Annotated in this window: 7 protein-coding genes and 1 pseudogene; 4 read left to right on the top strand and 4 right to left on the bottom strand. The window is 49.0% G+C overall.

Features of this window, described 5'->3' with window-relative positions:
• Window positions 1–2: 2 nt before the first annotated feature.
• Window positions 3–10,019 carry a hybrid non-ribosomal peptide synthetase/type I polyketide synthase gene (locus AT705_RS21010; protein ID WP_058798319.1) on the bottom strand — a complete coding sequence of 3,339 codons (10,017 nt, stop codon included), beginning with the start codon at window positions 10,017–10,019 and terminating at the stop codon, window positions 3–5.
• 964 nt (window positions 10,020–10,983) lie between these two features.
• Here AT705_RS21010 and adhP point away from each other — a divergent pair.
• The gene (adhP, locus tag AT705_RS21005; RefSeq protein WP_058798318.1) at window positions 10,984–11,997 is read left to right on the top strand and encodes an alcohol dehydrogenase AdhP; all 1,014 of its coding nucleotides are present in this window, start codon (window positions 10,984–10,986) and stop codon (window positions 11,995–11,997) included.
• Between the two features lie 74 nt (window positions 11,998–12,071).
• On the opposite strand, the gene AT705_RS21000 is transcribed toward adhP, so the two are convergent.
• Window positions 12,072–14,240, bottom strand: coding sequence for a fasciclin domain-containing protein (locus tag AT705_RS21000; protein ID WP_157576942.1), 2,169 nt, complete (start codon window positions 14,238–14,240; stop codon window positions 12,072–12,074).
• Window positions 14,241–14,698: 458 nt separating this feature from the next.
• Here AT705_RS21000 and AT705_RS20995 point away from each other — a divergent pair, with 458 nt between their 5' ends.
• Together AT705_RS20995 and AT705_RS20990 are read left to right on the top strand one after the other, a co-directional pair.
• Window positions 14,699–16,009, top strand: coding sequence for an AAA family ATPase (locus AT705_RS20995; protein WP_058798316.1), 1,311 nt, complete (start codon window positions 14,699–14,701; stop codon window positions 16,007–16,009).
• 111 nt (window positions 16,010–16,120) lie between these two features.
• The gene (locus AT705_RS20990) at window positions 16,121–17,347 is read left to right on the top strand and encodes an AraC family transcriptional regulator (RefSeq protein WP_058798315.1); all 1,227 of its coding nucleotides are present in this window, start codon (window positions 16,121–16,123) and stop codon (window positions 17,345–17,347) included.
• Window positions 17,348–17,440: 93 nt separating this feature from the next.
• Here AT705_RS20990 and AT705_RS20985 read toward each other — a convergent pair.
• A pseudogene (locus AT705_RS20985) lies at window positions 17,441–18,657 on the bottom strand (IS3 family transposase).
• A gap of 29 nt (window positions 18,658–18,686) precedes the next feature.
• Here AT705_RS20985 and AT705_RS20975 point away from each other — a divergent pair.
• A complete protein-coding gene (locus AT705_RS20975; protein WP_058798314.1) occupies window positions 18,687–19,544 on the top strand; it encodes a hypothetical protein in 858 nt (285 codons plus the stop codon).
• Between the two features lie 115 nt (window positions 19,545–19,659).
• On the opposite strand, the gene AT705_RS20970 is transcribed toward AT705_RS20975, so the two are convergent.
• Window positions 19,660–20,775, bottom strand: coding sequence for an FAD-dependent monooxygenase (locus AT705_RS20970; RefSeq protein WP_058798313.1), 1,116 nt, complete (start codon window positions 20,773–20,775; stop codon window positions 19,660–19,662).
• Window positions 20,776–20,799 lie beyond the last annotated feature (24 nt).

Raw genomic sequence — 20,799 nt, 5'->3', positions numbered from 1 at the left:
ACTTACAAGTCCATCTCCGTCATGGATTGATCATCTAATGCCACACTGATATCGCGACCACTGACAATATTACTGAGGCGTTCAACGCCTTGTGAGCCAGCCATCGGCCCTGCATTCACCAGTTCATCCACACGCACTGCCAATTGCATGGCACTGGGGTTATCAAAGATATCTCCCACTGTCGCTCTGATGGCAAAGTGTTGGTTTAACCGGGAGACCAGCTGCATGGCCAGCACCGAATTACCACCACATTCAAAGAAGTTGTGTCGGGTACCCAGCTGCTCCGTGTTTAGCAACTCAAGATAAAAGGTCAGGATCTGAGTTTCTATTGGGTTAACCGGCGCGCATAGGGTGGTTTGTGTCGCATAGTTGGTGTCGGGTACCGCCAGCGCATTACGATCCAGCTTGCCATTGGCCGTGGTTGGCCACTGAACGAGCCAGCACAAATACTCCGGCAACATATAAGCTGGTAAATGATTGGCTAACGCACTGCGCAGCGCACTGATATTCCAGCGCTGTGCCGCCTCGCCCTGTTCAATGGCATAGGCACACAACGCCATCTGATCTTGCGCTGTGGTTTTAATAAATACGCGCACATCGACATCACTCAGCACCTTACGCAACTGCGCTTCTATCTCACCTAGCTCAATCCGGTGACCATGCAATTTGACTTGATGATCGAGGCGGCCGTCGAGCTCAAAGCGGCCATCAGCCAGCCTGCGAGCTCTGTCACCGGTCCGATAAAGTCGTTCACCGTGTTCACCATCAAGCACATAGGTAACAAAACGTGCGTCGGTTAGCTCAGGTCGTGCCAAATAGCCATTGGCCAGGCCAGCCCCGCCTATCCACAACTCCCCCCATACGCCATCAGGCTGTATGTCAGCACCCGATGTCGCATCTTCACTTAATACAATCAGGCGAGTATTGGCGACTGGCTTGCCGATAGTGATGTGTTCAGGGTCGAGTATCTGAGTGGTTGCAGACCAAATGGTGGTTTCGGTTGGTCCGTACATATTCCACAGCGCCTTTGCCTGCGAAAGCAGTTGCGCAGCAAGTATCTCATTTAAGGGCTCACCACCACTCCAAACGGTTAATCCGGCAACACAATCAGGACGGGCCGAGAGCAGTAATTGCCACAAGGTTGGCGTGGCCTGCATGACAGTCACCGAATGTTGGCCAATGAGCTCAAGCAGTGCATTTGGATCGCTACAGGCCTCGTCGCTGGCCAGCAGTACCGTTGCGCCAACCATCAGGGGACCGAACAATTCCAACAATGCGATATCGAAGGCAATGGTGGTCACGCTCAACAGGCAATCAGTGCGGCACAGGCCCGGTTCCTTCACCATAGTATGTAACAGGTTTGCCAGCGCCCCATGGCTGATCTCAACCCCTTTAGGCCTGCCAGTGGAGCCTGATGTGTAAATCACATAAGCACGTTGCTGAGGTGAGATTGCCTGAACTTCAAATGTGCCTGGGCATGAAGCAATATCAGTTTGCCGGGCATCCAGGTCAACAACCTCAATATGGGTATTAGCAATGGCGACCGCCGCTTCACTCAGTTCATCACACAACAAGAAAGCAGCCTGGCTGTCGTTTAGCATGTCCTGCAACCTGGCCTGCGGAAAGCTCAAATCAAGTGGTAAAAACGCGGCACCGGTTTTCAACACGGCCAGTAAAGCCACCAATAGTTCGGTCCGCCTTGGCAGCGCAATGGCTACCAGAGAGTCACGACCCACGCCCTGTGCTGCCAGGTAATTTGCAAGCTGGTTAGCGCGCGCTTGCAATTGCTCATAACTGAGCGACTGCCCTGAGCAAATCAACGCAGTCTCTTGCGCTGAGCACGTCACTTGCTCTGTTAGTGCATCCAGCAGTAACGGCAACACTTGGCTGTCAGAAACCGGCGCCAGCAACTGTGCCCGAGTCTCGCTGTCCAGCAAACTTGCATGGCTGCACACCTGCTCAGGTTCAAGACTCGCAAACAGTGTGATCAGCGACTGCGCATAACTGTTCATCATATCGCTATCGTAGCGTGCGCTCAGATACTCCAACTCCAGTGTCCACTGGCCATCCACACACAACAGGTTGCAGCTTAATTCATACTGACCAAAGCGGGTATCCGTTGTGCAAGTCGACACCGTCAGCCCAGAAAATTCAGGCAAGTGTTGCACTTTATCCAGGTTAAAGAGTGTCTGTGGCAGACACACTGGCTCATGCGTTAGTTCGCTGTATGGCAGGTGCTGATGCTCAAAGGCTTCAAGCAGGCTGGATTGCACCTGCTTAATTAACTCACCCACAGTCAGCGGGCCAGTGAATTGAGCGACGATAGGTAAGATATTGGTGCAATAACCAGGTAAGTGCAGATCCAGGTCATCCGGGTCGTAGTTGTCACTGAGTATGCCCCGATCAGAGACCGGTATGCCCACTGCTATGTGTTTTTGCCCCGTCAGCTTGTGTAACCATAAGGTATAGACAGCCAGTAAGGTGGCAAACTGACCACATCCCTGAGACTGGCTCAGCACCTTAATTTGAGGTAACGCATCCAGTGTAAACACCTGCTTTTCAACAGCAAAGCTTTCCTGACTGTCTGCCCGGGGACACATTGGCAGAGTCAGCGCTTCGCACGGGGCCAGTTTACCCAGCCAATAAGCTTTATCCTGCTGATAACCTTCACTATTCAGGTAATGATCCACGCCCTCAACATAGGCACTAAAATGCACTATAGCAGGTGGTGTTGCTTGACTATCCGCCCGGCTATAATTGTCCGCAATACGACTCATCAATTGTTGCAGGCTGAGCCCATCGTACAGCACGTGGTGCGCGCTAATGCTAAGTACATACTCGTGAGTACCGCATGGCAATAAATCAAAGCGGCACAGTGGCTGGACACCAAACTCAAAGGGCCGATAACGTAATTCCGTAAGCCTGGTCTGAAGTGACTGTGATTTGTCGCTGAACTCATGCTCAGTCAATGCTAAATCCTGTTGCGTTAGCTGTACATGCGACAAGGTGAGCGGATCTACGGTGTAACTCAGCAAAGGATAATCGCTAAGCAGCTGAGCAATGGCCTGCGTGAGACGGGTTTTGTCCAATAGTCCGTTTAGACGCAATACCGCCTGTAAGTGATACGCTTGAGCGCCCTGCTCAGATTTGAGCGCCAGCGCCAGTAGTTGCTGCTGCGCCCCCGTTAACGGGAAACGCTCAGGCTGTGTATCTGTTGGGTCCGGTTCTCCAAAGTAACCGGCCGCTTTTAGCGCCAACACACTGTCTTTAACGGTCTGGATAATGGCATTAACGTCTGCTTCAGTATGCGCGGCCGACAGAAAACAATTACGCCCCTCCCAGATAAACACGCCACGATTGAGCATTTCATAAAAAAACACGTCCAGATTTTGACTAAAGCGGAAGCGGAACAAAGAAGCAAAATGCTCTATCTGCATCGGAATTTGCTGCTGCGCAAAAAACGTATTCAGTGTTTGTGCAAGATATTGAGTCTTATCAGTAATCGCTTCTTGTAGCTGCGCACCTTGCGCTTTAATTTCACTCAGAACAGCTTTAGCACTGGCCATCACCAACGGGTGTTTACAAAAAGTGCCGGCAAAAAAGGTGGTATCCGCCTGCGGATAAGAGGCATCACCATACTGCCAGACGCCTCCATCAATGCCATCCATATATTCGTGGCTACCTGCAACAACCCCCACAGGCAAACCGCCACCAACAATCTTGCCATAGGTAGCCATGTCCGCCTGGATCCCCTGCATAGCCTGAACACCACCTGGGTGCGCTCTAAACCCGGTGATCATCTCATCAAAGATAAGCGCGATCCCCAGCTCGGCAGTCAGTGCTCTGAGTGACTGCAAAAATGCCCAAGGCTGATGCCCCGGATGGCGGCTTTGCACCGGCTCAACCAGCACAGCTGCAATGTCGCTGCCCTGCGCTCGGATAGCATCCAGCGCGGACTCTGCGCCGTATTCAAGCACCAGATTATCGCTGATAGCCCCCGCTCTGACGCCGCTGCACATAGGTTCAACCGACTCCCCACCCGGCGCGTTTTGAGCCAGCGTGCCGTCATAATGGCCATGATAAGCCCCTTCAAACTGCACGATTTTGTTACGCCGGGTTTTGTTGCGCGCCAGACGTACCGCAGTCATCACCGCCTCAGTACCGGAGTTGCAAAAAGTAACGCGCTCCAGTGCGGTTAACTCACTGATAAGCTCTGCCACATCACACGCTTGTGCACTTGCCAGCCCCAATTGCAGACCATTCTCTATTTGCTGATTCAGCGCCTTGGTGACAAAATCAGGCTTGTGACCAAACAAGTTGACCCCAAAATCCATGGTAATATCAATATATTCATTGCCGTCAATATCCCAGATCCGACTGCCTTCACAGCGTTGCCCAAACACCGGATACAGCAGTTCTTTGCTTGACATGCGGAACCCTGCCGACGCGCGGCAGTCCGCCAGGTGTACGCGATGTTCAGACACCATGGCTTTCGACAAAGGGGTTTTGGCGCAATAACGCCCAATCAGTGAAGCCAGATGCTTTTGTACAGATTGGCTGCTGGCAGCCGTGGTTATCTGCTTTTGAGCGAACCCGGGTAAAACCTGAGCGGCTTCACTTTGCTGCGTCATTGGTTGTTCAGCTAAAGTCTGCGTGGTTACAGCCTGCGGAGCAGATGCCGCTGCAAGTGCCGTACTAACTGGCTGTGTGCCAATCTGGCCGCTCATACCTTGTAGCATGGCTAATTGACGCGCTGCGATGGCTTCAACACTGGTTGCTGCACTGGTATTGGTGACTGACGCAGCAGCCTGCAATTGTTCACGACAAATGGTCGCAACCAACTCAGTGGGTACAGAAACTGACGTTGGTTCAGCCTGTGCTGCAAGTACGGGGTCGCTGCCGCCTTGTCCTGACAAGGCCATCGGCGTTGCTTCCTGACATTGGTAATCACTATGTTCAATGATGTACGCTACCAGTAAATCAACCGTACTAAGCGTTTCATAGAACTGGCGTACACTAAACTCTAATCCGAATTCCCGCTCGTAAGTCCGCACAGCATTCATAATCATCAACGAGTCCACACCCATTTCCAATAGCGGCACATGGGTCTGAATGTCACCGACTTGCATAGATAACAAGCGCGACAAAGTACTGAGCACAAAATGACGGATCGCCTCTTCTCGGGTGATGCTTGCTTGAGCTGCTTGCGACTGCGCTCCCTCAGTATCGGGCTGCGCGCTCAATGCAGTCGTTAGTTCCGCAATCCAGTAAGGACTGTGATCAAACGGGTACAAAGGCAATGGCACTTTAGATTCGTTGCCATCCGCATATAACTGCTTCCAGTCAAGTGTTACGCCCAACTCAAACAAACGCCCCTGTGCTGATAACAAGCGTGGTAAATCCGCACCTTTAGCGTGCAATACATGTAAAAACTCACACTGTTCAGCAGGGTGACTTTCCTGCAACAGACCACATAACATCGGTTTAGGCCCAAGCTCAAGGGCACAATAAGCGTCTGACTGAGACAGCTGAGCTATGCAGGATTCAAACTGGACCGGCGCACAGATCTGCTCAACCCAATAGCCAGGATCGCACAGCCGCAGCGCTTCTTGCTGACCCGTAACTGACGAAATAAAAGGGATTGTTGGCTGGTGATAGGTAACTTGTGCTGCTACCTCAGCGAATTCACTGAGCATAGGTTGCATCAGCGGAGAATGAAATGCCCGCGCCGTGTTGATAGCTTTGTGGCGCATACCTGCATCGTCAAGCGCCTTGCACAAAGTATCCATGGCACTATTGTGACCAGAAAACACCACACCCGACTCACCATGGTAAGCCGATACCGAGAGCTGACCGGCTATATCAGCCACCAACGCATCAGCCTGAGCACGCTCACAGCGCGCAGTCACCATACGACCATTATCCGCCAGCGCATGCATTAGCCGACCACGCTCTGCAATCAGCTTAATTGCATCGGCAAGCGAAAACACGCCAGCTATACAGGCCGCGGCATATTCTCCAACGCTGTGGCTCACCAGACGCGACGGCTTAACACCCCGGCTAAGCCACAACTGAGCTTGTGCATATTCGATGGCAAATAAACACACCTGAGTCCATTGAGTCTGCGCCAGATACTGCTCGCTCGGATCGCTGTACAAAACTGTGGTCAGTCTTGGTCCCAGCTTATCGCTAAGCAAACGGTCACATTCATTGATGGCATCACGAAACACCGGCTGCGACTCATACAGAGCTTTGCCCATATCCGGATATTGAGCCCCCTGCCCGGTGAACAGGAACACCAGTTCCCGCGTTGACGCCAGCGCGTCATTTGCAGAACCAGTTAACAGAGCATGATCTTTTAGCGCCGCGACGAGCGCCTCTCTGGTTTCACCGACAAAAGCGCGACGGGCTTCCTTGAAATGCGGCATGCTCGCGGTCTGACTGTTCAGGGCATCGAATGCTTGTGGCGTTGCCGTGCTCAGTGTATCAGCATAACGACTAACAAGCTCAGTCAGTGATTTGGCAGATTTTGCCGACAATGGCAGCACATACCCCGAGTTTTGCGATGAGGTTTTGTTATCCTGAGTAGCATAAGCAGGTGCCTGGGCACAGATCACATGGGCATTGGTGCCACCAAACCCGAACGAACTGACCGCTGCCAGTCTGTGTTGGTCCGTCTGAGCAGGCCAGCTCTGTGCTTGTGTCGCAACCTGCACCGGCAGCTTTTGCCATGGAATATGGGTGTTGAGCTGCGCGGTATGTAACTGCGCGGGTACTTGCCCTTTATCAAGGCACAACAGTGTTTTAATCAGCCCGGCAAGACCTGCACCGGACTCCAAGTGACCAATGTTGGCTTTCGCCGATCCCAGCAGCAAAGGCTGGTTGGGCGCGCGCCCTTCTCCATACACTTTAGCCAGTGCCGATACTTCTATCGGATCACCCAGTTCAGTGCCCGTGCCATGGGTTTCAATATATTGCACATCCGCAGGTGATACAGCCGCATTGCACAAAGCCGACTTGATCACCCTTTGTTGCGATGCACCATTCGGTGCCGTAATCCCATTGCTGCGCCCGTCCTGATTCACTGCACTGCCTTTCAGTACTCCGTAGATCGGGTCTTTATCGGCCATTGCCTGAGTCAGCGGCTTTAATAACACACAACCCACGCCCTCACTGCGCACATAGCCATCGGCAGCGCGTGAGAATGTCTTGCAGCGACCATCCTGTGCCAGCATTTGTGCATTCTCACAGGCGTCCGTGACCTCATTACTGAGGATCAGGTTAACACCACTCACCAGCGCCATAGGCATATCACCCGCACGGAGCCCGGTCAGCGCATGGTGCAAAGCAACCAAAGAGGAAGAGCAGGCCGTATCCACCGATAGACTCGGGCCCGTAAAATTGTAGGTATAGGACAGACGATTGGCCGCAATGCTCAGTGCAGTGCCGGTACCGAGGTACGCATTACCCTGCTGTGCCTTGTTCGACATATTGAAGTAATCATTCTGAGAAATACCCACATATACGCCAACGGGCTGACCGGCCAATTCTGCGGGCATCATGCCGGCAGACTGAATGGCATGGAAGCTGGTTTCAAGCAGCAAACGATGCTGTGGGTCGATGTATCTGGCTTCTGCCGGTGAAATACCGAATAACCCGGCATCAAACTGCTCAATATTATCCAGATAACCACCCAGACGCGTCTGGCCCAGCTCTGGACACAGCGCCTGTCGCACTGCGTTTGGCACACTAATGGCATCGCGTTTATCCATCAGCAATTGCCAGTATCCTGTGAGACCTGTGGCTTGCGGATAACGGCATGCCATGCCAATAACTGCCACATCGATATTATCCGTGCACACACGCGCTTCGCTCTTGTATTGCGTGGTCGTCGAATTTGTTGCTTGCTGCGCTGAGTGTTCAGGCACTAGTGCACTCAATCGTTCTCGCACTGAGTCAAACTGACTCAGATGATTTGCAAGCAGGGCAATCGATGGATACTCGTAAAGTACCGTGGCTTCGAGCTCAATATCATGCAGCTCCATCAACTCGCCCGAGATCCGTACGGCTTTCATCGAGTCGACACCCAGAGATAAAAAGGTGGCGTCAACATCCAGGCTGTTCGGCTGGCGGTCAACTTCGAGCCCCACCACTTCCTGCAAGACGGTGCGTAACGTTGCTTCAATGTCTGAATAATGCGTATTTTTTGCTGGGTGTGACGCTTTGTCTGACCCGCTCTGCTGGGCTCGTGAACGGGCTAACACATCAAAGGTATCTGCCAGATAATGGCGTTTATTTTCCTGACGCTGAATTTTACCGCTAGAGGTTTTCAGGATCCGCCCGGGCTTAATCAACACAACCTCATGAGGTGTAATGCCATGTTGTTCGGTAATCGCTGAAGTAATAGCCGCAAAGATCTCTTGCTCATTCAGTTTGCGTACGGCCGTACGTTTAACCTGCTGCACGATAACCAGACGCTCTTCGCCTTGTTCAGACAAATAGGAAAACGCCGCGCCGCCATTATTGTCCATAGCAGCATGCGCCTCCACCACAGTGAGCTCAATATCCTGAGGGTAATAGTTTTTACCGCGGAAAATCATCACGTCTTTGGCACGCCCCGTGACATATAGCTCGTTTTGATGAACAAAACCCAGGTCGCCAGTACGCAAATAAGGGCCGTCATTATCATCGGCAATACGCGCCTGAAAAATTTCTTTCGTCTGCTCAGCCTTGCGCCAGTAGCCCTGAGCAACACTGGCGCCTTTTACCCAGATCTCACCGGTATGCCCATCCTCACAACGCTGTTTAGTTTCAGGGTTCACAATCGCCAGGGTGTGACCATGCCAGGTGCTGCCGCATGACACCGCATAATAGGGCTGATTATCTGTTGGCGTGTTATCCGCAACAGTCAGATCGTAAAACAACTCTGTGCGCGCCGCAGGTTCAGTCAGTAACGATGCTTTCCCCTGATGCATCTCTCTACTATCCAGCTGCAGCACTGACGGCGTTTTCATTAAACGTCCGCCCGTGGCAAATAAGGTGGTTTCAGCCATGCCATAACAAGGCGCAGTTGCCTCACGACGAAAACCGCAGCGTTTAAATTTCTGATAAAAGCGCTCAAGTGTACTGGCCCGAACAGGTTCAGCGCCATTCAGAGCACTTTGCCAATGCGATAAGTCTAAGTTTGCCAGCTCTTCTTCTTTGATTGTGTCAACACACAGGTCATAGGCAAAGTTTGGGGCACTGGAAGTCACCGCTTTGGTCTCACTCAGTAACTTCAGCCATCGCAGAGGTTTTTGCAGAAACGATGTCGGATTCATCAGTGCCGCTGGGGCACCAATGTAAATGGGATGCAGGATGCCAAAGATGAGCCCCATATCATGGAAATGCGGCAGCCAGCTGACGATGGGGGTTTGTGCACTATGACCGAAGGCCAGCTTCATCATTTCTTCGTTGTCCATGATGTTCGCGTGGCTCACCATCACCCCTTTGGGGCTACCCGTCGAGCCTGAGGTATATTGCAAAAAGGCCAAATCTTGCGGTGCTATAAGAATATCCTGCCAGGCCATAGGCTCGACCTGCTCGACTCCTTCACTGTCGGTGGCAATGATAGACACATTGCTGAGACTGGTTTCAGCTTCAAATAGCGGCTGAGCGATTTCATAAATCTTGCTGCTGGTCAGCGCACCCGTCGCGCCAGCATCTTCGATGATGCTCCTCAGTCTATCGGTATTTTGATTCTTTTTTGGCGGATATACAGGCACCGCTACAATACCGGCGTACAAGCAGGCAAAAAAGGCTTCAACAAACTCAAACCCTGAGTTGTACAGAAGCAAAGCTCTGTCGCCTCTGTCAAAGTAAGTGAGCAAACGTGCTGCGATTTTTCTGGATTTTAAGTCGAGCTCCGCGTAGCTCAGGGAAACTGCCGGTTGGTTATCTTCGAAGAAATACTGATATGCAATGTCATCGCCACGTGTCCGGGCCAATGTCACTAATGTAGCCACTAAGTCGTTATTCATGCCATACCCATACAAGGTTTATTGAGTAAGTTCCTTTGATCAGAACATCTGACTCAATGACCCTGCATGGGCGATATTAACTAGCACCACGGTTGGTATTAAGCACAGTTGTCTGAACCGTAAAATTGGAAAAAACCAATTAATTACATAAGCACAATGACAAAGTGCTATCTCTGTGGCTGCTGATAACCGCAAAGTCGTATCAACCTGTCATTGTGGTTTAAAGGTTAACTAACCGCTTAAAACCGCAAGCCTTGCTAATCAACTACACCTTTAACACCCGAAGAGCACAAGCTTTTGATTAATAATAAAATTAACCAAGACATACTGTGTTCAATCAGGTTCAAATTCTTTGTTAGTGTTAATCTGGCGGGACGACTACTGAACTAAAAATACCATTCCCTAACGTTGTTTTTATCTACTTGTAGCTATTTTATAAACAGCTATAACGTTTCCTTTTTGGTGGTTTTCATACTGATGCTATCACAAAGCACTAAAAAATAAAGCAAAATAGAATACAAATTTAACAAATATGCAACCGCGTTCGTTTTGCATGTTAAGTCGGAGTAAGCGCCAACCCCTTATGCTGCCTGCGTTGAACGCCACATAATCAGCGATGAATGACAAGACAGACTATATGCCAAATTTAACGCAGCTGGTTGCTTTGGTAAATTACAGCCGCTTACGTACCTACAAAAGGATCAACTTGATTTCTGTGACATCACTCGCTTAGTGAAAGGAAGTTAATACAAGCTGCTATTTTGCATGAAGTTTAGTTGCTCTTTTTAAAAACGCACAGATATCTTGAACCAGGTGTATGACAATCGTTACGTTCTGAACAAAAGTTAGCAGCGCAGTCACGAGCCTAAAATGAATACACAGTCGCTGGCGAGTTTGCGCCGGATCAAACTATGTCAGTTTTAAATCTCTATACTCGTGGCTAACACCTTGAGGAGAGACTCTTATGAAAGCCGCACTCGTTCATGCATTTAAACAACCTTTAGAAATTCAAACAGTACCCAAGCCTTCACTAACCCCGGGGTCAGTACTGGTTGAAATTGCTGCATGTGGTGTATGCCATACAGATCTACATGCCTGTCACGGAGACTGGCCCGTAAAACCTAAACTCCCTCTGATCCCAGGTCATGAAGGTGTGGGCACAGTCGTGGCAAAGGCCGACGATGTGGCCCATTTGTCCCTCGGAGACAGAGTTGGCGTGCCCTGGCTGCACAGTGCCTGTGGCCATTGCGAACACTGCTTAAAAGGAGAAGAAAACCTCTGTGCAGATCAACAAAATAGTGGCTATTCGGTCGATGGTGGTTATGCGCAATTTACTAAAGCTGATGCCAATTATGTTGTTAAAATCCCCGAAAATGTGCCTTTTGTCGAAGCAGCACCGTTATTCTGCGCTGGCGTAACAACCTACAAAGCACTTAAAGTTTCAGGGGTAAAACCGGGTGATTGGGTATCGATTGTAGGTGCGGGCGGTTTAGGCCATCTGGCAATTCAATATGCCAAAGCCATGGGCCTTAATGTCGTGGCCGTAGACAGCGGCGACGATAAGCTGGCTCTGGCTCGCTCTCTGGGTGCCGATATGGTCGTGGATTATACACAGCAAGATCCTGCCACCACGATACAAGAACAACTTGGCGGCGTTCAGGCGGTAGTATGTACAGCTGTTTCTAAATCAGCTTTTACGGCTTCTTTTTATAGCGTTAAACGTGGTGGAGTCTGTGTTCTGGTTGGCCTGCCACCGGAGGAAATGCCTATTCCCATTTTTGATACCGTGCTCAAGGGCATCAGTGTCGTTGGCAGTATCGTCGGTACCCGCCAGGATCTGGTTGAATGCCTGCAATTTGCAGCAGAAGGTAAAGTAAAAGCCATTGTTGAGACCAAACCACTCGAAGCCATCAATGAAGTCTTTGATAGCATGCTCAATAATAACATCACTGGCAGAATTGTTCTGACGCTTGATTAATAATCATCCCATTAAAAAAGGCGCAACAGTAAGGTCGTTGCGCCAAAGCCTCATAGGAAAGATGAGGAAGGGAATTAATCCACCGCAGTGATCACGGTATCAATCAGGTGTACTACGCCATTGGCAGTGTAAATATCAACCTGGGTAATATTGCTACCTTCAACCTGTAAACCAGACGTGGGCAAGCTCACCTGCCACCATTTTCCGCCAACACCCTGTCCTGTTGCATCACCTGGGTTAGCGTCTTGCGCGAACATATATAGTGGGCGACCTAAATAGACAGCCTGCATGCTGCCATCCAATCTGGCGAGCAGTGACAAGCCCGGAATATTCGCGACCTGCTCCTGCGTTGCAATCACAGGTGGCCAGTTGGTCGCACACGCATCAACACATTGACTGTTAGCAAAAGTCAGGTCATCATCGAACACGTACAATGTTTTACCTGCCATAGCTGCACCGGCACCAGATACCAGTCTTTGGTTGGCTGCATCATAAGCTATCATGTCGTTCTCAGTGTTGGTCGTAGACACAAAATCAACCACCTTCAGGTCCAGCATATTGGTCGCCAGTGTTTCGACCTGCTTGCCGTTTAAGCTGTAAGCCAGTGAAGACGATGCTTCCAGTGGTAATACGTGTTGAGTCAACACTTGTGTTAACCCTGCCTGATTAGCCAACAATGCAGTCAGTTCTGCCGCTGGGATTTTCTGGAATGCGCGATTAGTTGGCGCAAAAACGGTGAACTGCTTGGTGCTATCGGATAGCGCTTCAACCAGGTTTGCTGCCTCAAGTGCTGTGACCAAAGTTGACAGTTCATCCGTTTCAACCGCGACATCTACAATGGTTTTTTCACTGGCCATTTTATCCATAGGAGGCATGATCACTTTGTCGAGTACATGAATAACGCCATTGTCTGCTTTCACGTTGGCAGTGCGAATAACGGCGTCATCAATAAACAGCATGCTATCCACTATGCTCAAAGCACTTTTGTCGGCATTTGCCATAGCCACCATATTATCTGTTGACGAGGCAATCCCCGCTGCGGCATCTGACATCACACTCTGCCCTGCCACAACATGATAAAGTAGAATGTCTTTTAGCTTGTCGGTGTCTGCGGCCAGCGCATCGAGCGTTTCCTGACCTAGCGCTGCGAAGGCAGCGTCAGTGGGCGCAAAGACGGTAAATTTGGTAGTCGGATCTCCGAGTGTTGCATCCAGCCCTGTCGCGGTTACTAAACTCAGTAAAGTGTTAAATGAACCAGCACCTGCTGCGACCTCAGGAATAAGACCCAAAGATTCAGGTACGCTAATATCGCCAACTACCACGGCATCCAGCACATGAATCACCCCATTTGAAGCTGGAATGTCGGTTTGCGTTACCGTTACACCAGCAAATTTCAGCATATCAGTTGCAGCATCAATCGCGACGCTTTGTTGGTTTTGCTCCAATGTCGTGGCATTTTTGCCGTTCAATGACATAGCAGTCACAGAGTCCACTTTGCCCGCTACAATATGCTGCTTGAGAATACTGCCCAACACATCAGGATTTGCCAGTAAGGTGTTTATGGTTGCCGTGCCCAATGCAGCAAAAGCGGCATCGGTTGGAGCGAAGACGGTCAGCTCGTCACTGCCAGTGAGTGCGCTGGTCAATCCCGCTGTTTCGACCGCTTTCAGAAGGGTTGTAAAATTGCCTGCCTGTGTCGCTACCTGTGCAATATTTGCCGTTGACGTTGCGTCACTGGGCGGCATCAAGACAGCATCAATGACATGAATCACGCCATTGTCTGTCATGATGTCGGTTTGTGTGACTGTCGCCGTGTTGATAAGCAGGTTCTCGCCCGACAGCGACAAGGCAAGCTTAGCGCCATTCACAGTTTCAGTTGTCTGTCCAGCCAGACTTAGCGCTGTTTCGGCTCTTACTTCTGACGCAAGGACATGATAGGTCAGTATTTTACCCAGGGTATCCGGGTCTGCGAGCAGGCCATTGATGACCTCTTCCCCTAGTACAGCAAAGGCTGCATCAGTCGGTGCAAACACAGTGAAGGTGTTCGAGGTATTGTCTAACGTTGATGTCAGACCCGCAGCATCAATAGCCGCTACCAGCGTATTAAAACTACCAGCTGCCTTTGCAGCATCATAAACCGAGTTCTCTTCTGGTGGTGTAATCACGACTTCATTATCGTCGTCGGAACAAGCCGCGAGCAAGGCCAGGGTACTTATAAACATTATTTTTATCAGTGCTTTCACGTTCTTCTCCATCAAGGTGGTCAACAATCGAGCAATACGCACTCTTGTGAAACAAAGATCAAGAAAATTTAAAAATCTTTAAACATGTCGTTTTTATTTGCGGTTAAAGCGCGTGCAAAAATATATAAGACAGGCAAATACTCCCATTTAAATTGCTTCAAACGAGCCTTCAAGAGCACGCACCAGAAAGCAAAAATACCTATTCGCCTATAAACACCCTAAAAGTAGGTGTAATAACTTGTAATATCAAAACTATTAACATAAAAATAAAATTAAAGACATGGATAGTAAATAATTTGATAGTAATAATGTCGTAATAATTAAATACATGCCAAAGGAGCTAACTATGAACACTTCCAGCCACGGAAGAATTGCAGTAAATAAAACAACTCTGCGTTTGCTGAGAAAAAAAAGCACTTAGCCGGGAGAGGCTTGCCCAGGAGTGCAGTAATAGACGATTGCCTGTTTCGGTTTCCACAATAAAGCGTGCTGAAGCTGGAAAACAAGTACTCGGTCGCACTATACAGAGCCTTGCCAATTACTTTCAGGTCAGTATTGACACCCTCATTAACGATACCGATGCGCCCCCCTGGATTTATCGTCATTTAGTAAAAGATATGCCCAATCCCTGCTATGGCAGAGACTGGGAGCTCAATCACCTCCATTCTCTACTCAACCTGGCGCTCAACCGCTGTGCGTTGCAAACGCTTTATTTGCAAGGGATGACAGGCGCCGGGAAAACCAGCTTGCTGACTACTTTTGCCACACAACTGACCACAGCGGGTAAACGCAACCTTATTTTTTCATGTGATGCTTCGACTGAAAACGCGCAATCCCCTTTCTCTGTGCCGTCTTTTATCAAAGCACTCATGTCTGTCAATGATACAACGCCCAGCCATGACATTCGCCACAAAATAGACCTGATAGCCAGCAGTGCACTTTGCACATTGCGCTTACGTCAATGGCTGGGCAACAACTTAACTCAGTGTGAAGCTGATACGCTTACTCTGTTATCCCAAACTCGAGTTAAACAATTAGATAAACAGATTGCGCGGAACCTGCTCGCTTATGCACACCACAAAGGGGTGGCAGTGATTGTGATTGATGGTGCACACAACTTACCAGCCAATGCACTCCAGTTCATTCAATTATTCACCTCGTGTGACGCTCAACAAGCGATCGCATTTATTATTTCGGCGCAGCAAAAACACGCCTTTATTCACCCACCAAAATGGCTTAGCCATGCCCACACCATCACCCTTAAACCGTTAGACCCCGACACCATGATGCAGATTGCCAGTCACACATTACTCTGCCAGGGCAAAGTGCCTGATAAACACAGGGAGCAGACAGCTGATGCCATAACGCGTGCGCAAGGTAACCCCTATTTCCTGAAGCAGCTTTTATCTGACCTGGATCCCGTTGTCACTCTCCCTGATGCACTACAACACTTTGCCCGCACTTGCTTAAACTCAATGCCCTGTGAAGTAGCCAGCACGCTTAAATTCGCAGCTAGTCTCGGACTGTGTTTCAACACCCACCAACTACAACAATTCAATGACAATGAAAAAATCCGCGCGCCATTATGTGTATTACACAAAATGCTCTGCAGCGGGCTGGTTAAACAAAGTGATGAACACTTTTGCTTTGTACATCCGCTTGTTCAGGAAGCACTTAAGAGCCAGACAACACACAGTGAATTCAGCTGGTACACCTACCCCAGGCACCATCATCCCAATCAATGCCCGAATCAAGTGACCAGTAACTGACCCAATATCGGGGCACATAAAAAAATACATTTTCCTTGACCACACGGCATGCGCTTCCAGCCCCCGCTGGAAGCGCCTGTTTTTCATACACTCTGAAAACAAGGAAATACCATGTCAACACTTATAAAGGTAACACCCGAGACACAGCCCTGGATTGGCAGTAGTGACGCTCTTTTTAGTTTAAAACAGCAAATCAACCTGCTCGCTCAATGCAATCTGCCTGTCCATATCATTGGCCAGCCAGGCAGCGGTAAACACTTAGCAGTTAGTCATCTGCATCAAATCGGCAAGACCGAATCACAGCCACTGATCGTTTCATGTGTGAACCATTGGGATGGCAGGTGTGCAGTCACGCAACTGGATACGCTTATTTCACAATCACTGAAAGGCACGCTATACCTGAAAAACATAGATGCGTTAGCTAATAACCAGGCTGAAGCTATCAAAGACTACTGGCTTAACCTCAACACCAATTCCCAGGCACCGAGGCTGATAACGTCAACCTCAATACAAAAGCATCAACAAGCATTAACACAGACACAGCAAAGTTCTTTTTTGAACTGGCTACATTATCACTGTCTTGAACTGAGTATCCCCACGCTGGCACAGCGACGGGAAGACATACCGGCGCTGTTCAATCACTACAAATCAACCTGTCAGCACATCGCAAAGCTTCAATTAGATGAACAAGCCATGGTACTGCTGACAAACTACTGCTGGCCACATAATGCAAAACAGCTTAAGCGTTGCCTGGATAAGCTGTCTTTTTTGAGTCATCAGCAGGAAATCACCAAACCAACATTGGTTAAGATCTTTCCCGCTATGAATGATGCACAAAATCAATATTCAGAGACACTAGAACCCGTTTCCGCAAAGCAAGTAAATGATGAATTCAGCGCATTAATTCAGTCTCTGACGGCCTGCGAAGACCCACATGAATTTGAATCTCAGCATACAGACTCAGATCTGTATCCCGCCCCGGTTATTCAATTGCAAGCGGCCAGTAAACCTCATCCGGCGCTCGCCCGAGCGCTGGAATATATAGATGAAAATTTCAAAAAGCCACTTAGCCTGAGCGAGGTCGCCAGCTATGCGTGTGTCAGCCCTTCTCACCTGTCATTTTTATTCAAACGCTACGTAGGTCAGTCATTCAAACAAACTTTATTGAGGATCAGAATCAAAACGGCAATGGCCCTGTTACGGGAAGATCCATACAGTCAGGTAACTGAAGTGTGTGATGATGTTGGTTTTTCTGATCTAAGCTTTTTTGTCAGAAAGTTTAAATCGGTCGTGGGTGTCAGCCCCGGTGTTTACCGTGACCAGAGGACTAAACACTAACCGCCCAACGAACCTGGCGCTGATGATATCTATTGTCAGCACTGACAGACATCAACAAATCTACCAACTTGTCACTCAGATATACCAATCAGATTAATCGTTACTGCCAATTCCTACCTGTAGTGGCCAACTAAAATTGGCCACAGTTTTATAGTCTAACCAGAACCTGTGCTCTGATTCGTTTGGTGTCAAACCGCCATTGTACTGATGCGGCCTGACCTAGCTGTAATATCCAAGAATGTAATCCGTGATCTTTTTCTTGGCTTCAGCGAAACTCTTATATCCTGTCTTTGGTACCCATTCCGATTTCAAGCTTCTAAAAAATCGCTCCATGGGGCTGTTATCCAGGCAGTTGCCAGCACGGCTCATGCTTTGTTTCATCTGGCATCTCCAAACCGCTTGCCTGAACTTGCGGCTGGTATAATGGCTGCCCTGGTCGCTATGGAACATTACACCTTTAGGCTTACCTCGCGTTAACCCCTCCATTTTCAAGGCTTTGCTGGTTAACTCACTATCCGGTGATAACGACATAGCAAAGCCCACTGGTTTGCGCGCAAATAGATTAATCACCACTGCCAGGTAGGCCCACCGGCTACCTGTCCAGATGTAGGTCACATCACCGCACCAAACCTGGTTTGGCTCGACAACGGCAAACTGGCGGTCAAGCAGATTCGCGATCTCAACATGTTCTTTACTCTGCTTTTGATACTTGTGTGATGGAATCTGACAACTCACCAAGCCCTGTTCTTCCATGAGCTTTTGTGCCAGGTAACGGCCAACATTAAAGCCCTTAGTCGTTAATATCCCTGAAATTGTTCGGGCACCTGCCGAGCCCTGGCTTATGTTAAAGGCTTCAGCAACTTCAGCCTGTAACTGAATGCGCTCAGCATCGATTGTTTTAGGCTTACTGCGCCAGTATTTAAAGCTGCTGCGGTGAACCCCGAATACCTCGCACAATTTACTAACCGGATATTTCTTGCTCTTATTGAGGTTCTCGATTATCGAGAATTGTTCAGGGAGTCCGACATCAATAGAGCTGTAGCCTTTTTTAGAATTTCCTTTTCTAATTCAATATCTTTAATGCGCTTTTCAAGTTCACGAATTTTGATTTGCTCTGGCGTCATAGGTGCAGCCTTAGGGCTTTCACCTTTACGCTCAACTCTGAGCTGTCTGACCCACTTACCAACAGTTGAATAACCAACCCCCATTGCCTGAGCTGCTTCTTAATGCGAATAGCCATTGTCTAAAACAAGCTGGGCTGTCTCTCTTCTGAATTCAGCCGGATAATTTGGGCGAGATTTCTTCGTCATTTGTGTCACCTATTACTGCTATGAGATAAATCATAACACCTCTATTTAGGTGGCCAAAATCACTATGCCACTACATTGCCTATGCCGTTGGATTTATAAACGCAAAGTTCCCCAATCTAAACCTGGAAAAAGAACTCTATCAGAATAGCCTGATGGGCAGTAACGAAACCCAGTTACCTATGCTCGAGAACATCAATGATGACATCGCATTACAACGATTAAACCGAAATAACCAGCTATACCAAACACTGTTTAAAGGGTTGAGTCTGGTCAAAAACCGTTATATTGCCTCTGGCATGCAGTGGCTGTTAGACAATCGGTACAATGAACAAATGTATACCCTGCTCATCCCAACCGATGAACTGCTTACACAGTGCATTGCAGCACTTGGACGGACACAAAACGATGAAGCGGCACAAGTAGTGGTTATTGGGCAAGTGCAACCCCTCAACACCATACAGGTACAGGCCATAGTGCCAGTCAGTGTGCTCCCATTTGGTGAGCTGTCGCATGGAGATAACCATGGCAAAGAACAATTTCAAAATCTGGTAAAAGAGATCTCGTCTCTCGATATATCCGCCGGCGATACTGATGCAACGCGCGCACTCAATTATACGCTATACAACAACCCGACTATTTATCAGCAATCTTACCATTTATGCTATCAAAGCCGCCGTGACGGCCCAAACCCCAATGGCTACCAGTTGGTCAATGTGAATGTCGAAACCAGCCAAAGTGGCGACAGATTAGTCGCGGACGTGATTTTTACCTATCAGGGTATTAACACAGGTGCGATGCAATTCTGGCGCAGCAGGGTTGATGTCACCGGAGAATATCCGTTTATGGTGTCATCCTGGGAGCAATACTTGCCAAGCAATCAACAATAATTAAGTAAGTAACTGCCACGGTCCTCTTCCATAACTAAGAAACATCGTGGCAGGCCAATAATGCACATTGTATCAATAAATGCAGATAGAGTTAGCTGACGTCTTTTCTGCGATACTAGCCGATCACATTACGGACCTCAGCCTGTTGTATACCTTGCTTACTCCTCCAGAATTCGGAGTCGGGAAAGCGCTGTTCACGGCGATAATACCCAAACAACTCATTGAGATAACTGTTATAGATTTCAGTCATAGACTTACTGTACTGGGGTAAAGCTGTAGCTTCACCTTTCAGTGCTGCTGATATGGCCAGCGACGCTTTTTCTGCCATATAAATCGCCGTCGTCATACCATGAGAGGACAATGGGTCAAAAGCCATAGCTGCATCTCCGGCTAGCAGCCAGTTTTGGCCACTCAAACGCCCCAGAATATGACTGCTGGCATTAATGGCTTTCACTGTAAAAGGCTGCTCAGGTAAAGCGTTGTGAAAGGCTGGCGTGTTGGCTGCTATATCGTGCCAGTTGCGACTATGTTTAAGCTGACTGAAGCCGGGCGTGTGCTGATTGCAGAAAATTGCCAGCATATTTTGCTCTGCATTCAGGCGAGATATCAGCGTCCAGCCATGTTCGAAGGCTTCAACCACCACAGATGGAGATATACCCTGCGGATTAACGGTGCTCGGTACGTTGGCGACAAAGGCGGTCAGTTTATCGAATGTGTGTCTTGGCAGGTTCAATACTCGGGGCAAGTACCCTTGCCGACCACTGGCATCGACAATAAACCGGCTCTCCAAACTATGTTCAGACCCATCCTGCGCCGATTTTACCTGACAAAACCATACCTCTTTGTGCTCAGAAACCTCGACGACTTTTCCGCTAAACAGACAGTGTTCCGGCAACTGTGCCTGAACTTGTGTCGTCAGCGCTGATTTATCAACTTTCCAGCCATGATGGCGGTCACTCAGAGGTGCTTTACGCAGCACGGATTCTCCCCATGACGAAAGCTGCCCAGAATGCAAAGAGTGTGGCTCCTGTTGGAGTAATTCAAACAACCCCAGGCGGTGCATCATGGGTTCAACACTGGCAGGCAAGCTCTCAGCTAGATGCATAACAGGTGTATTCTGGGGGTCAACTATCACCACTTTCAGGCCCTGCTTGAACAATTGCCAGGCAACGACTGTGCCCGAGATCCCGCCACCAATAATAACGCAATCATACTTATTGCTCTCACACATAATACTTCCTCATTGATGAGAAGC

The sequence above is a fragment of the Pseudoalteromonas rubra genome, from assembly GCF_001482385.1.
Taxonomy (GTDB): Bacteria; Pseudomonadota; Gammaproteobacteria; order Enterobacterales; family Alteromonadaceae; genus Pseudoalteromonas; species Pseudoalteromonas ardens.
Note: the sequence above shows the minus strand (reverse complement) of the source record. Positions and strands in the feature narration are given on the sequence as shown.

Bases quoted from the DNA above. Each gene is read 5' to 3' on its own strand.
- AT705_RS21010 (WP_058798319.1), bottom strand. From the start codon at position 10,019: ATGAATAACGACTTAGTGGCTACATTAGTGACATTGGCCCGGACACGT.
- adhP (WP_058798318.1), top strand. From the start codon at position 10,984: ATGAAAGCCGCACTCGTTCATGCATTTAAACAACCTTTAGAAATTCAA.
- AT705_RS20990 (WP_058798315.1), top strand. From the start codon at position 16,121: ATGTCAACACTTATAAAGGTAACACCCGAGACACAGCCCTGGATTGGC.
- AT705_RS20970 (WP_058798313.1), bottom strand. From the start codon at position 20,775: ATGTGTGAGAGCAATAAGTATGATTGCGTTATTATTGGTGGCGGGATC.